General features: G+C 63.3%; 14 protein-coding genes and 2 pseudogenes. 1 reads left to right on the forward strand and 15 read right to left on the reverse strand.

All coding sequences use genetic code 11. From position 1 onward, the window contains the following. From DT069_RS23885 to DT069_RS23935, 11 genes and pseudogenes are all read right to left on the reverse strand, one after another. A pseudogene (locus DT069_RS23885) lies at positions 1 to 197 on the reverse strand (bifunctional Delta(1)-pyrroline-2-carboxylate/Delta(1)-piperideine-2-carboxylate reductase); the annotation flags it as partial. Positions 198 to 270: 73 nt separating this feature from the next. Further along, positions 271 to 678 carry a Zn-ribbon domain-containing OB-fold protein gene (locus DT069_RS23890; RefSeq protein ID WP_119462860.1) on the reverse strand — a complete coding sequence of 136 codons (408 nt, stop codon included), beginning with the start codon at positions 676 to 678 and terminating at the stop codon, positions 271 to 273. After that, the gene (locus DT069_RS23895) at positions 675 to 1,853 is read right to left on the reverse strand and encodes a thiolase family protein (protein WP_119462861.1); all 1,179 of its coding nucleotides are present in this window, start codon (positions 1,851 to 1,853) and stop codon (positions 675 to 677) included. Before DT069_RS23895 ends, DT069_RS23890 begins: the two co-directional genes overlap by 4 nt. Continuing rightward, entirely contained in the window at positions 1,853 to 3,067 is a 1,215-nt protein-coding gene (locus DT069_RS23900; protein ID WP_162913420.1) for a CaiB/BaiF CoA transferase family protein, read from the reverse strand. The genes DT069_RS23895 and DT069_RS23900 overlap by 1 nt, the downstream gene beginning before the upstream one ends. Then, a complete protein-coding gene (locus DT069_RS23905; protein ID WP_119462863.1) occupies positions 3,060 to 4,067 on the reverse strand; it encodes a proline racemase family protein in 1,008 nt (335 codons plus the stop codon). The genes DT069_RS23900 and DT069_RS23905 overlap by 8 nt, the downstream gene beginning before the upstream one ends. An 11-nt stretch (positions 4,068 to 4,078) precedes the next feature. Next, on the reverse strand, positions 4,079 to 4,885 hold the full coding sequence (locus DT069_RS23910) for an ABC transporter permease (RefSeq protein WP_119462864.1): 807 nt from the start codon (positions 4,883 to 4,885) through the stop codon (positions 4,079 to 4,081). Next, positions 4,882 to 5,733, reverse strand: coding sequence for an ABC transporter permease (locus DT069_RS23915; protein ID WP_119462865.1), 852 nt, complete (start codon positions 5,731 to 5,733; stop codon positions 4,882 to 4,884). The genes DT069_RS23910 and DT069_RS23915 overlap by 4 nt, the downstream gene beginning before the upstream one ends. A gap of 2 nt (positions 5,734 to 5,735) precedes the next feature. Next, complete coding sequence (locus DT069_RS23920; RefSeq protein ID WP_119462866.1) at positions 5,736 to 6,059, reverse strand: DUF4387 domain-containing protein; 324 nt, start codon at positions 6,057 to 6,059, stop codon at positions 5,736 to 5,738. 1 nt (position 6,060) lies between these two features. Beyond that, on the reverse strand, positions 6,061 to 7,407 hold the full coding sequence (locus DT069_RS23925; RefSeq protein WP_119462867.1) for an acyclic terpene utilization AtuA family protein: 1,347 nt from the start codon (positions 7,405 to 7,407) through the stop codon (positions 6,061 to 6,063). Positions 7,408 to 7,450: 43 nt separating this feature from the next. Next, positions 7,451 to 8,515 carry an ABC transporter ATP-binding protein gene (locus DT069_RS23930; protein ID WP_119462868.1) on the reverse strand — a complete coding sequence of 355 codons (1,065 nt, stop codon included), beginning with the start codon at positions 8,513 to 8,515 and terminating at the stop codon, positions 7,451 to 7,453. A gap of 43 nt (positions 8,516 to 8,558) precedes the next feature. Further along, positions 8,559 to 9,830 carry an ABC transporter substrate-binding protein gene (locus DT069_RS23935; RefSeq protein WP_425450511.1) on the reverse strand — a complete coding sequence of 424 codons (1,272 nt, stop codon included), beginning with the start codon at positions 9,828 to 9,830 and terminating at the stop codon, positions 8,559 to 8,561. Here DT069_RS23935 and DT069_RS23940 point away from each other — a divergent pair. Continuing rightward, on the forward strand, positions 9,811 to 10,692 hold the full coding sequence (locus DT069_RS23940; RefSeq protein WP_425450513.1) for a LysR family transcriptional regulator: 882 nt from the start codon (positions 9,811 to 9,813) through the stop codon (positions 10,690 to 10,692). The genes DT069_RS23935 and DT069_RS23940 overlap by 20 nt on opposite strands. Positions 10,693 to 10,991: 299 nt before the next feature. On the opposite strand, the gene DT069_RS23945 is transcribed toward DT069_RS23940, so the two are convergent. The 4 genes and pseudogenes from DT069_RS23945 to DT069_RS23955 form a co-directional block, all read right to left on the reverse strand. Beyond that, entirely contained in the window at positions 10,992 to 11,885 is an 894-nt protein-coding gene (locus tag DT069_RS23945; protein WP_162913422.1) for a fumarylacetoacetate hydrolase family protein, read from the reverse strand. Positions 11,886 to 11,962: 77 nt separating this feature from the next. Then, complete coding sequence (locus DT069_RS25130) at positions 11,963 to 12,127, reverse strand: hypothetical protein (RefSeq protein WP_425450514.1); 165 nt, start codon at positions 12,125 to 12,127, stop codon at positions 11,963 to 11,965. 73 nt (positions 12,128 to 12,200) lie between these two features. After that, positions 12,201 to 12,290: pseudogene (locus tag DT069_RS25135) on the reverse strand (hypothetical protein); the annotation flags it as partial. Positions 12,291 to 12,750: 460 nt separating this feature from the next. Further along, a complete protein-coding gene (locus tag DT069_RS23955; RefSeq protein ID WP_119462871.1) occupies positions 12,751 to 13,884 on the reverse strand; it encodes an Ldh family oxidoreductase in 1,134 nt (377 codons plus the stop codon). Between the last annotated feature and the right edge of the window lie 322 nt (positions 13,885 to 14,206).

Here is a 14,206-nt window from a genome sequence, read left to right on the forward strand (position 1 = left end):
GCAATCTTGACGCCGAGATAGCGGTCGACCTGCCAGGCCGGCATCAGCAGCAGGGTTCCGCCAGCACCGGAGGTGGCGACCTCGTGATGGTGTCGGACGGGCGCCTCGCAGCCAGCCTCGAACGCCGCGCGCAAGCATTCAACGAGACTCGGCCTGTCGAGCGCCTCAGCAATCTGGTCCCGCGTGATCTGAAGCATGTCTTCCTATCTTGCCTGTGGTCAGACGCATCCGGGTCGATCCGCCTCTTCGCCTCCGGAGTCCAATGCACTCTCAAGCGGGCTGGAACACGGGGAGCGGAAAACGCTCGGCGGCTTCCGCCGACGCCATCAGCATCACCTCCATGCCGCTCTCGACATCTCCTCTGAGAATGCGGGCGAGGAGCGCGGCACCTTCGGCAAGTCTGATCTCGGCAAGGACGATTGGAACCTCGTCGTTGAAGGCAGGATGGTTCGGCCGATAGATGCGGCTATAGGAGACTACAGTGCCCCGGCCACTCGCCTGCCGCCACTCCAGGTCGGTCGACCAGCAGTGGGGGCAAAGAGATCGCGGATAGAAAACGGCCTTTCCGCAGCCGCGGCAATGCTGAAGATAGAGCTGGCCTCGTCGCCATCCATCGAGAAATGGGCGATTGTCCGCATCGGTCACGGGCTGCGGGTAATGTGGGATCGTCTCGGTCATTTCGCGCCCTCCAAGATCACGCTGCTTGTCGACAGGCCATGGCCGTATCCGACCATGCCGTAGCCGGAGACAAGACCGCGGCGGGCGCCCTCGACCTGCCAGGGTCCGGCCTCTCCGCGCAGCTGCCGAATCGCCTCCACAAGCCCGATCATGCCGCCGCCGGCGCCGGCCTGTCCGCAGGAGAGCTGTCCGCCATTGGTGTTCAGCGGAAAGGAACCGTCGAATGAGAAAGTATTCTCCGCCAGGAACTTGCCTACCTCGCCCTTGGCACAGAATCCGAGATCCTCGAGCTGGATTGCGACCATGATTGGGTAATCATCGTAGGCTTGGACGAAATCGATGTCGCTCGGCCCGTAGCCGGCGTCGCGGTAGAGCGCGTCGCGGAACAGTTCCCATCCGCCCCGGAGCGGCGCGATTTCATCGGGCGGATGATTGTGCTGCTCGTAGCCGGCAAGGACCCGCACGCCACGCCCGGGCTCCGCCCGGTCAAGGGGAGCCACGAGCACAGCCTCGGCGCCGGCACAGGGGAGAACGCAGTCATAGAGGCGGATCGGGTCGGCGATCACCCGCGCATCGAGATAATCCTCGATCGTGAGCGGACCGCGCAGAAGCGCGTTGTCGTTGAGCCGGGCGCTTGCGCGCTGACCGACAGAGATCCGGCCGAGCTCCTCCGGCCGCGTGCCATAGGTCTCCATATGCTTGCGCTGAACGATGGCGAAGAGGCCATTGGCACCGCCGAATCCGTTCGGCGTGCCATAGTTGCGCAGCGCGCGGTTGAAGTTGTCCATCATTCGGTAATGCCCGCCGATATCATAGGCGTCACCCGCCAGGCAGAGGACCGCGGAGGCGTGACCGTGTTCGATCGCGCGAATGGCGTTGATCACGGAGGCAACAGGCCCGGCACCTCCCGCCGTACCGAAATAGGCCCAGGACACGCTGAGACCGAATTGTTCGGCAAGCGTGACGGCATTGTCCGGCGGCAGGTCGAACGAGCAGACGGCGAGGCCATCGATCGACGACTTGTCGAGGCCGGCGCTGTGGAGTGCACCCTTGGCGGCCTCGGCGAAAAGCGACAGGAGCGTACGATCGGTCTTCTTGGAATAGACGGATTGGCCGTAGCCCACAATGCCGATACTCTCGGCCGGGAGCCGCCGTCCCAGAGAGCTTGCATCCATTATATCACCTCGGCTTTGCGCAGACGCTCGATCAGGTCGCTGGAGATCCCCAGCATGCGTCGGAACACGACATCGTTGTCGGCGCCGGGTTCCTTCCCCGTCCAGCGAATCGATCCTGGCGTGCCGCTAAGTTGCGGCACGGGCGCCGGCATCCTGAGGACGCCGAGTGTCTCGTCGACGATGCTGGCGATGGTGTTCCGCGCCGCGTAGTGAGCATCGCGGAACACGTCATCGATGCCATAGATGCGGCCGGCGACGACGTGGTGAGCCTGAAGCTGCTCGAGCGCGTGTTCGGTCGCCTGCGACTGCATCCAGCCACGCACGATATCGTCGATCGCGTCGCGGTTGGCGACGCGAAGGGCCATCGTCGTAAAGCGCGGATCAGTCTTGAGATCGGCGCGGTCGATGGCGTCGAGCAGGTTCTCGAAGATGCGCTGCGATCCGCAGCTCACGGCGATGTATCCGCCATCCGCCGTGGGATAGACGTTACGCGGAACGTCCTCTTCCATTTGGTTGCCGAGACGCGGCTTGACCTGTCCCGTCTGGTCGTAGCGCAGGGTCACAGCCTCGATGATCCGGAAGAGCGGTTCGAACAGGCTGACGTCGACGACCTGCCCCACACCGGTGCTGCTCCGGTGATGCAGCGCGACCATCGCTCCGAACGCGCCGAAGACGCCCGCCAGATAATCGCCGAGAGGAAAGGCCGAGACCATCGGCCCGCGATCCGGAAAGCCGGCGAAGGAGGCAAGACCGCTGAAGCCCTCGGCGATTGTCGCGTAACCGCCCTGGTCTTTGTAGGGACCCGTCTGGCCATAGCCGCTGACGCGGATCCAGATCGTCTGCGGGAAGTCCTCTCGAAGAGCGTCCGGCCCGAGTCCCCAGCGTTCCAGCGTGCCGGGGCGAAAATTTTCGATGACGATATCGCTGTGTCCGATGAGCTGCAGCGCGACGTCACGGCCCTCCGGCTTCGAGATGTCCAGCGTGACGGTTCGTTTCCCGCGCGCCATACTTTTCCACCACAGGGCGACGCCGTCCTTGTGCGGCGGCCACTCCCGAAGCGGATCGGGCTTGCCTGGCTTCTCGACCTTGATGACATCCGCACCGAAGTCGGCGAGAAGCGTTCCGACGAACGGCCCCGCCAGCATCGAGCCGAGTTCCAGGACACGCAAACCGGCGAGTGCCCCCGAGCCGTCAGCCTGCCGTTGTTCAGCCAATGGTCAGCCCCTCCCGCTGCGGATCCTCCGGGTCGATGAGGAACTGGTGAAGTCCGGTGAGATAAGCCGTGCCGGAGATCTCCGGGATGAACGCGTCGAAGGAGCCGACCTTCGTCCGCTCGACCATGCGCCCCGAGAACAACGATCCCGTAATGCCCTCGGAGATGATCTCTTCGTCCGCCTTCATCTCTCCGCGGGCGATGAGAAGGGCCATCATATGCGAGGTGCCTGTACCGCCGGGCGAGCGATCGAACGACCCGTCCGAGAAGACATGGATGTTCTTGTACTTTGCGCCAGGCGCCTGGCCCGGCCCATAGATCGTCACCAGATCGACGGACTTGATATGGCTCACGGTCGGGTGTTCGACCGTGGTCTGACGATTGACCGCGTCCTTGATAGCGAGCCCGGCCGCCACCAGTTCGGAAGCGCGTTCCGGCTTCACCTCGATGCCGAGGTCCTCCCCCCGTACCCCGGCGAAGAAGCTTCCGCCGAAGCTGATGTCGACTGGGACCGTTCCGTAGCCCGGGACGTCGATCTTCTCGCCGAGTTTGTAGGCGAAGGCCGGCACGTTGATGAGGCTCGCGCGGCGGGCACGACCGCCCTCCACCTGGACATGAACCTCGACGAGGCCGGCCGGCATATCGATCCGGATGCGCGTGACCGGCTCGGTCACCGGCACAAGGCCGCATTCGACCGCGGTGAAGCCGATACCGATGGTTCCGTGCCCGCACATGTTCAGGTAAGAGCCGTTGTGATCGATCCAGATGATGCCGAAATCGACCTCGGGGCGGGTCCGGGGCGCCATCACGGCGCCGAACATGCCGCGGTGACCGCGCGGCTCCCGCATCAGCGCGGAGCGCAGATGATCGTAATTGCGACGCATGTCCTCGCGCTGCTCGAGGAGGGTTCCGCCGCGGACCGGAATACCGCTGACGACAAGGCGTGTCGGCTCGCCTCCGGTATGCGAATCGATCGTGGAGATGACAGTGTTGCTTCTCATGGTTGGGGTCCTCAGCTGCTGGTCGTGACCTTGTCGAGTCCGACGGCGCGGTCGAGCAGGAACACGACGGCTATGGCGACGTAAATCGTGGCGGCCGAGACCGCCGCGATCATCGGATCGACGGAGTATTGGACGTAATTGAAGAGCTTGACCGGGATGGTCATCAGGTGCGCCGTGGTGTTGAAGATGCTCAACTCGACGTTGATCCAGGAGATGATCACGGCGAACAGTGCCCCGGCGATCACACCAGGCTTGATCAGCGACAAAGTGACGAGGAAGAAGGTCGAGAGGTTGCTTGCCCCGAGATCGAGCGCCGCCTCCTCCAGGGTTCGTTCGAAACCGGCAAGCGAGGCCAGCGTCGTCCGCACGATGTAAGGCAGGACCAGCACCGTGTGGCCAACCAGCATCGCCGGCCAGGTCCGGGCGAAGCCGAGACTCGCCGCGAACTGGAGAATCGCGACTCCGATCACGATCGTCGGCAGTATCAGCGGTGACAGGAACAGCGCGCTCAGCGCCTGTTGCCCGGGAAAGCTGCGCCGCGCGAGCACGAGGGCCGCGGGCACGCCGAGCAGCAGCGCGAGAAGTGTTGCGCCGACCGCAATGAGGGCGCTGATCCAGATCGCCTCGACATAGGTGGGATCGCGCAGGAACTGCGCATACCATTTCAGCGTGAAGCCGTCGGGCGGAAACTTCAGATAGGCGGTCGTGGTGAAGGACACCGCGACGATGATGAGCAGCGGCAGAAGGAGATAGAGGATCGCGATCCAGCAGAAGCCGGTGAGCGCGGCCCGCGACAGGCGCTCTCCGAAGGAGGTCATGCCACTCTCCTGGCGCCCCGGGACTGGCGCTCGACGACGAAGAGATATCCGGCGATCAGCAGGAGCGTGGTCACCAGCAGCGCGACTGCCAGCGTCGCGCCGAACTGCAGGTTAAAGATCACGGCATACTGTTGGAAAATCAGCATCGACATGACCGTCTCCTTGCCCCCGCTCAGGATGCTCGGCGTGACATAGGCGCTGACGCTGAGGGTGAAGACGATCAGAGATCCAGCGACGACGCCAGGCAGGCTCAGCGGGAACGTCACCCGCGCGAACGTCACGGCACGGTTGGCGCCGAGATCGCGCGCCGCATGCTCAAGCGAGCGGTCGATGTTCTGCAGGACCGCGGCGATGGTCAGGACCATGAACGGCGTCATGATGTAGCTCAGTCCGATGACAATGCTGAGTTCGCTGTTGAGGAGCGAGACGGGTCGCTCGATCAGCCCGAATCCCACGAGCACATTATTCACGAGGCCGCGGCGGCCGAGGAGAATCATCCATCCGAAGGACCGGACGATGTTGCTGGTGAACAGCGGCGTCACGATCACGACGTAAAGCAGGCGGCGGATGGTCCGGCTCTGGACGATGTAGGTGATGTAGTAGGCCAGCGGATACCCGATCAGGAACGCGACCAGCGTGACCCAGAGCGAGATCCGGAAGGTAAGCAGAAGGGTCTCCCAGTAATAGAAGTCCCCGAACGCCCTGGCATAGTTTGCCAGGGTCCAGGCCCCCTCCGGCGTCTGCAAGCTCGCCATCACCATGACGCCGAACGGCACCAGGAAGAAGGCCGTGAGGAAGGCGAGCGGGATGCCGAGAAGGACGAGTGCCCACCACCGGGAGATTCGCATCTCTAGCCTCGATCGGGCACCGGCAGGTCGAGCAGCGGCGTATGCTGCTGACAGCCGTACATGTCGCTTTCCCCGACCGCCCCCTGCGGCAGCGGGCGGCGCAGCGTGATCTTGATCGCGTTGCCCATGGGAACCGGGAAGAGCGACGTGATCTGGTTGGAACCGATGCCGAAGGCGCGACTGACCGTCTCGCGGGTCACGGCCTCGCTCTCCCAGACCCGTCGGAACGTCTCCGCATCCCGGAACAGGATATCGAAGGTCAACCTGTAGGGGCCGGCATTCTTGCTGCGAATGATCTGCGCGTGCTCACGAAGCGGTCGAGTCATGTCAGAGATCCTCGAAATGGACCGGGAAGCATTCCGTAGCCGAGTCCACCTTCATCAGGTGATAGGCGGAGAACTCATAGACCGGCCCGGCGTCGATCTCGGAGGGCGAGTACGGAAAGGCGAGATTCCCGGCCGTGTTGAACTGACCGGGATAGCTGTAATGGAGCAGCGACCCGCTAACGAAGTGGCAGGCGCCATGTGCAAGCTCCTGGTCGCGGGCGACCACCTCGATGACGAGGCCGAGCTCGTGGCTTCGGATCTCGCGCGTCGGTTCCAGTGCGCGCATGACGCCATCGCGTCCATAGACATGGAAAACGATCTGCAGCCGTTCCGGGGCGAAGTAGGCTTCCGCCTTCGCCCGCGCCTCCTCCAGGATGCCGTCGATCCGGCCAATCATGGTCGGGCAGCGGACGCCGGCGACCGAGATCGACCGGTATCCGGCGAGCCGCGCCCCCTCGAGCTTGATCCAGTAGTCGGACGTCGGCATGAAATGCGACCCGGAGACGCGGACCTGGCGCTCCGTGACCTGCTCAAATCGGCAGTTGCGCAGATCGAGCTCATGGCCCGGCCCCGCCTGCCGGAACGGGTCCTCCCGCTCGTAGAGCGAATGCGCGGCGACCGAGGTGACCGATGCGCGCCTTCCCAGGCTGCCGGGCTCAAGCACGAATCCGCTCCTGTCGACGGTGCCCAGCATCACGTCCATGGCGAAGGGCTCGGCGGAAAAGGCGCCGCATTCGAGGATCTTGCCCATATGGATCGACAGACCGGGATCCGCGCCACACCAGATCGGAAAGGCGGCAATCGTGGAGTCGTCGCAGGCCCGCCCCGCGATGACGACATCCGCACCGCCATCGAGGGCGGCCGCAAGCGGTTCGTGCCCCATCTGGGCAACGAGTTCGACGGTCTCGTCCAGCGCCGCTTCGGAGAAATCGGCCCCGGCTTCGAAGTCGCGCACCTCACCCGCGCGGATCGCGCGCCGGGCTCGCTCGCGGTCGATATCTGCAAGCACGCAGCCAAGACGAAACCGAAGCCCCTCCTCGGCGGCGATCTCGCGCACGATATCGGCCGTCCACTCGACATGCCGGTGAGAACCGGCGCCGCCGGCGCTGCCGACGATTACCGGAATACCGGCGCGGCGGCTGGCGCGAATGAGATCCCTGAGCTCACGCTTCATGCTGAACCGGGATACGAGCGGCTCGCCCGAACCGAGATAATGCGGCCCGGGATCCGTCGAGCCCGCATCGACCGCGATCACATCCGGATCGAGCGACATGCCTCTCTTGAGCGCTTCCGCGCCGAACCCGTAACCGAGCGTTCCGGTCGGCGTGAGTACAGTGATCGTCTTCATTCTTCCCTCAAGCTCTCTTCCGGCGAGATCGCCGGCCATCTGGTTACTCGGTCAGCACGCGGCCGTCGTCGGGACGCCAGCCGATCGTCACGCCATCACCGGGAGAGAGCCGTCCGGCTTTCTCCATATGACGCGGCAGGAAGACCAGCTCCGGGCCGGCCGCAACGCTCGCATAGACTCGGATCGCGCCGCCGACGAAGACGGTCTCGCGGATTGTCGCCTCGACAGCCACCACGTCACTCGTTGGCGTTCCCTCGATGAGGTCGATGCTTTCGGGGCGGATGAGAACTGTCGCAGTGTCCGCCCCAGGAGGCGCGGTATAGGGCAGCACGAGATCGGCGTCCTTGAGGTGCAGGCGTCGGTCGGAGAGCGCCACGCAGTCGAGTAGATTGGCCTCGCCGACGAAATCGGCCACGAAACGTGTGCTCGGCCGATTGTAGATCTCCTCGCCGGAGCCGAGCTGTGCGATCCGCCCCTTGGTCATCACCGCGATACGGTCCGCCATTACCAGGGCTTCCTCCTGGTCGTGCGTCACATAGACGAACGTGATGCCTAGCTTCTCCTGGAGCCGCTTCAGCTCGATCTGCATATGCTTGCGAAGCTTGAGGTCGAGAGCGCCGAGCGGTTCGTCGAGCAGAAGAACACGCGGCTTGTTGACGATGGCGCGAGCAAGCGCGATTCGCTGCTGCTGACCGCCGGACATCTCGCCCGGAAAGCGCTCGCCGAAGCCCTCCATGCCGACCATGGCGAGCGCCTCGGCGACGAGCGCCGGGATCTCCCGTTTCGACACCCCGTGGCGCCGCGGGCCGAACGCGATGTTCTCCGTGACCGTGAGATGCGGAAACAGGGCGTAATTCTGGAACACGGTGTTCACCGGGCGCTTGTTCGGCGGCACGTCGTTCATGACCTTGCCGTCGATCCACACCTCGCCCGCCGTCAGCTCGATGAAGCCGGCGATGGCCCGCAGGAGGGTGGTTTTTCCGCAGCCGCTCGGTCCCAGCAGGGCGATGAACTCGCCCTGCTGGATCGAGAGCGACACGCCGTCCAGCGCCGCCATCGCGCCATAGCGCTTGACGACGGACTCGAGCCGGATCAGCTCCTGCGTCATGGGACTGCGCACCCTTTCTTCAACTTCACAGGACCAGGTATCGTCAGCTGGCGACCTCGCGATTCCAGATTTGGGTCACCTCATCTCGCTTCTTGTTCAGCGCGATCCAATCAATGAGATCGAGCTTCTCGACGGAGCCCTTCGGCCCCCACGGCATCCTTTTGTCCGCCTTCTCCGACAATTCCACGCCTTTGGTCGCCGGGCCGACATAAAGAGTGTTCGCCATGCAGGTCGCGGGTTCCACGCCAACGGCGAAGTTCGCAAATCTCTGCGCCAATTCCTGCTTGGGCGTCCCCTTGACGATATGGACGCGGATGTCGCCGCCAAGTGCGCCTTCTTTCGGAACGGTGTAGGCGATCGGAAGTCCCTTGTCCGCCAATGACCAGGCAGCGCTCGCATAGTGGGCCCCGGCGATCACCTCGCCGCTCTGGAAGCTGTTGGTCGCATTGCCGGAGGTGTCGAAGTACGAGGAGACTTCGAGCTCGCGCATTTTCTCGACGCCGGGTTGGAAATTGTCGAGGCCGCCTCCCGACAGTCTTGAAACAGTGACGAAGAACGGCACCCCCATGGCATTGGATGGGCTCGGAACGGTAACGATCCCCGCGAAATCCTCCTTCCAGAGGTCCCACCAGGAGGTCGGGGCTTGTTCGACTTCCTCCGTGTTGTAGACGAGACCGAGCGCGTAGAAGCCGGTGCTCAGAGCATAGATGTCCCCGTTCGGATCCTTGTAGACGCCCTCCGGGATCATCTGATCGATATTCGGCGCTGCCTCCGGATCGATCCGCTCAACCAGATCATCTTCGAGCGTGAGTTCGGAAATGCCGCCGTCAAGCCAAGCCACGTCGATGGCCGGATTGCCCTTCTGCTGCTTCAGCTTGGCAAGCGTGACGGAGGAGACGCCGGGTTCCGGCGTGACCGCGATGCCGGTCGCTTCGGTGAAGGGCTCGACGATGCAGGACTGGATCGCATCGCCCCACTCGCCGCCGTAGAACGCGACCGTCAGAGATTCTTGCGCCGCGCCAGGCCCAGCGGTTGCCATAAGCAGCCCGACGGCGGAAAAGGCAGAAATGACGTTCAATGATTGATTCTTCATGTGGCGTCTCCCGTTGATGCTTTGCGATTGGGTCTTCGCGCCCGGCCCCCTGCCTTGCCTCCGAGCGGCACGGTGTTGGGCCTCTTTTTTGGGACCGATTGCAGCAGCGGGGTTTATGATGGTCAAATAGCTAATTTCGCCGATGTCATAACTAAAGGTTATGCCGATGAACGTGCGACAGCTGGAGGCGCTCCGAGCCGTGATGGAGACGGGAAGCTTCACGCGCGCGGCCGAAATGATGCGGATATCCCAACCGGCGGTTAGCAAGCTGCTGAACCTGCTGGCGCGAGACTGCGGCTTCAAGCTGTTCCACCGCCACGGCAACCAACTGGTTCCCTCGCCCGAGGCCGAGATGCTGCATGCCGAAGTGGAGCGCATGCTGATCGGGACGGAGGCAATCGCTCGCCGCGCAACCGACATTCGCGAGATGCGCTTCGGGCAACTCACCTTGGCCGCCTTTCCAGCCTTTGCGACCCGCAGTCTTCCCAAGATCATTACGAAGTTCCGCGACAGCTATCCAGGTGCACGCATCTTGCTGACCAGCCGAAGCTCCCGCCCCTTGGTCGAATGGGTGGCCTCGCAGCATGTCGAGATCGGCATCGGGCTGCTGGCGATGGATCATCCGGGCGTGCGATTCGAGCATTTTCTGCGCGTCGAGGGCGTTTGCGCCCTGCCGCCCGGTCACCGCCTCGCCGCACGGAAGGTAATCGACGCCCGGGACCTTCAAGAGGAGCCGTTCATATCGCTCGGCACCGAGGATCGATCACGCTTCCTCGTGGATCAGGCGTTCGAGCGCAGGGGCGTTCGGCGGAACATCATCATCGAAGCCCAGCAGAGCGAGGCGGCCTGCAGCTTCGTCGCGAGCGGGGCCGGGGTGTCGGTCGTGGAACCGTTCAGCGCCAGCGAATTCGACAAGAGCTCTCTCGTTATCCGCCGTTTCCGACCGACGGTTTTTTTCGACATATGGCTGCTGTTTCCCGTCTATCGACAGGAGTCGCGGCTGGCGAAAGGCTTTCTCGAACTGCTGGCGCGGGAGGTTCCTCTGGTCATGGAACGCGTCTTACAGACTGCTGTACCGAGGTGATCCGGAGGAAGTCAGCATTTCGGCCTAGATATGCCTACCGCACCGAGAATTGACCGCGCGGTTGTGGGCGCCTAGTTGAAGTATTTGAGATCCGCACCGCCAGTTCATAAGGGTGCGGCTCTTCAGAGTTATGGTTCTAAAATGTCGGTTGCGAGCTCACAGAGAATCGCGCCCGCCGTCATCGCTTGATACGGGGCTTGATACGGGCGCGCTGTCTGCATTTCATCCAATTCCCCGGAGCCGCCCGATTATACCGACCGACGTCCCGTAGGCCGTCACAGGGTGCGGGCGCTTTCGATCTACCCGATCTCGTTTCGCAGAACTCCGATTCCCTCGATTTCGATCTCGACCACATCGCCCGATTTGAGAAACCGCGGCGGATCGAATCCCAGCCCGACACCGGCCGGCGTGCCGGTCGCGATGATGTCGCCGGGCTCCAGCGTGTGGCCCGCAGACAGCACGCTGATCAGGCAGGGAATGTCGAAGATGAGATCGCGCGTGTTGGCATTTTGCCGCACCTCGCCGTTGACGCGCGAGACGACCGAGAGCGCCGGCGGCACCGCCACGGAGTCCCGCAGGACGATTTCGGGTCCCATCGGGCAGAAGGTATCCAAGCTCTTGCCGATGAACCACTGCGCGTGACGCCGTTGCAGGTCCCGCGCCGTAATGTCGTTGAGACCAGTGTATCCGAACACATAGTCCCAGGCGTGCTCCGGTAGAATGTCGCGCCCGTGCCGTCCGATGACGACAGCGAGTTCGACCTCGTAATCCAGCTCGCTGGTGACGCCAGTATGCGGGTTGATGGTCGCATCCGGGCCAATCACCGATGTTGCCGGCTTGGTAAAGAAGATCGGGTGCTCCGGCAGCGGTTTCGAGCGCCCTTGGAACTCGCTGTTATGGTCGACATAGTTGAGCCCGACACAGAAGATATTCTTCGCTGGACGCGGAATCGGCGCGCGGAGGCGGATCGCCTTAGGATCATATGCGACGCGCTGATCGTTTCTGGCGCTGATAACACGGCGCGCCTCGTCGACAGCCGGCTCGCCACCTTCGATCAGGCCGATCATGTCGGGCGCTGCGCAAGGGACACCCAATGCCTGAGCGGTGGCCGCAAGATCGATGACCCGGCCATCGTCAGGCGCGATGACACCCAGGCGCTCGCCCTCACCGCTCGAAAACGTCACGAAACGCACGCTCTGTCCTCCATTACTTGTCAGGGTTCAGCAAAGCCCAAGACAGGCTTGCCTCGATGCGTCATCCGGCCAATCGATCATCTATTCGCCAACTCCTTGCCGCCGGCGGAGCGATCGAGAATGACGGCAATAACGATGACGATGCCGATGGTCACCGTCTGGAAATGGGCGGAGACACCGATCATGTTCATCGCATTCGACAGCATGCCCAAGATGATTACGCCGTAGAACACGTGGAGCATTTCGCCCTTGCCACCCCGTCAATGTCACGCCGCCGAGCACCACGGCGGCGATGGACTCGAGCGCCAGGCTGGGCACCGCGACGGGCTGTGCGGCGCTGACCAACGCCATCGGCGCGATGGCGGCGATGCCCGCGGAACAGCCGCTGACGACGTACACCAGCATCGTGTAGAGCCGAACATTGATTCCGGAGTTGTAGGTTGCGGTTACGTTCTAACCGATCGCGTAGACGTAGCGGCCGAAGATCGTGTGCCGCAGCAGGACATGTCCCGCCAGGCGAAGCTGCGGTTGCCAAACACAGCGATGATGGCGGTCGGCTCCGTCGGAACCATCAAGCTAATCTGGCCAATTCCGTCGACGATGCAGATGCTCGTCTCCTTGATCGAAATGTCCAACCCCGCGAGATGCCTCATGGCTGCTCCTCCCTCTGGGCGGAAGCTTTATCTGAAGAGCTGCCACTCCCTTTGTGAGCCGGTCCGTGCCGGACCCTCGACCCCATCTTGACGCACACAACTCAAAATCGTCCGTGAAAAAATGGGCACCCGTTTGTCACGGACGACCAGCTCCTCGACGTAGCTGTGATCTCTTCTCTGTCTGCCCGGATCGCCCTACGATCCCAGTGAACTCACCCGCTGTCCGCCGCACGGGGCGCGAGCGGTTCCGGAAATGTCATGCCGAAACGCGCAACCCACGGCTTAAGGTCCTCAACCACCAGCGGGTGGAGCCTCAGCCCATGTGTCAGTTGCTCCTTCCGTGATGCAAGTGCCCGCTCGCCCGGTAGGCGAACCGGGCCGGCATTCGGAAGCGCATCGCTGCGCTGGCACGCCGCGGCAAGCCCTGCCATCTCGTGCAAGAACGCGCGGCGCCCGGTGAACTTATCGGGATCAATCACCTGCACGTAGACCGCATTGGCTTCGTCTCCCTGCGTCACGTCAGTTCGACCGTAGCCCGACAGAGCAGCCGTCAGCGCCTCGGACATGAGCAGCAGGGCGAAGCCCTTATAACCCTGCGCGTCGCCGCCGGCCGGAAGGATGCTCGCACCCGGACGGTCCACGAACTCGGCGGGATCATCCGTCAACCGGCCGTCAGCCGTTCGGATACACCGAGTCGGAAGACGTCGCCCTTCGCGTTGCGCTCGATATAGCGGCCCCAGTGCCGACATGGAAAGACTGGTATCGATCAGGATCGGCGCGCCTTCCGTCGGAATACCGACCGCAAGCGGATTGCAGGAAAAGATCGGGGTCAGCCCGCCGTGGGCGGAGACGACACTTTCGGCCGGCGTCGACGCGACGATGAGGATCATCTTGTCGCGATCTGTCGCAGGTCGCAGATAGGTGGCCAGGCACGCGATATGCTGAGTTCGGCGGATTGCGATCGCGCTGATGCCATTCGTCTCCGACCGGGCCACCGCCTCCTTAACAGCCTCGCGAACGACCCAGGGGCCCGGCAGGTTCGCGGCGCCCCAGACAAGGGTGCCGCCGGCGTCGGTGATCACTTCGATCTCGCCGTCACACCGAGTCGAACCGTCGAGGAGCCACTGCAAATTGCTCGGAATGCGCTGCAGCCCGTGCGTCGTGAAGCCCATAAGATCGGCCTCGACGAAGGTCTCGGCCATAGCCGCTGCGCGAACGCTCGACAGGCCAGCCTTTTCCAGAAGGCGCGTGGCGAGCTTTGTCATCGCGAGAACGTCATAGCGTTCGCGGCGCGCGGCTGCTGAATCAGCTCCTGTTCCGTCCAGGGCCTCTTCGGGCGGCCTCATCGCCTTCTCCACCCGTCATCGGACCCGGCAGTCATCTACAATCTCCTTGTTCAACTCTATACTGAGGCCGGTCAGCTCCGACGAACCGATGTGGCCGTGCTCGACCGTCGCCCCGAGCACCGGGCCCTTCTCGAGCGGCGGAGCCCAGACGAGAGGAACTCGACATCCATCGAGGGCCCCTCCTCCGGTCCCGGCATGAACTCGATATCTGGGAAGGGCTGCGCGTAAACGCGCCTCCCATTCCCGAGGAGAGTCCAGATCACGATGAACAAGATCTCCTCGCATACTGCATCCGTGCCCGCAGTCCCTAGATGACCACATG

Source organism: Virgifigura deserti, assembly GCA_003576685.1.
Taxonomy (GTDB): Bacteria; Pseudomonadota; Alphaproteobacteria; order Dongiales; family Dongiaceae; genus Virgifigura; species Virgifigura deserti.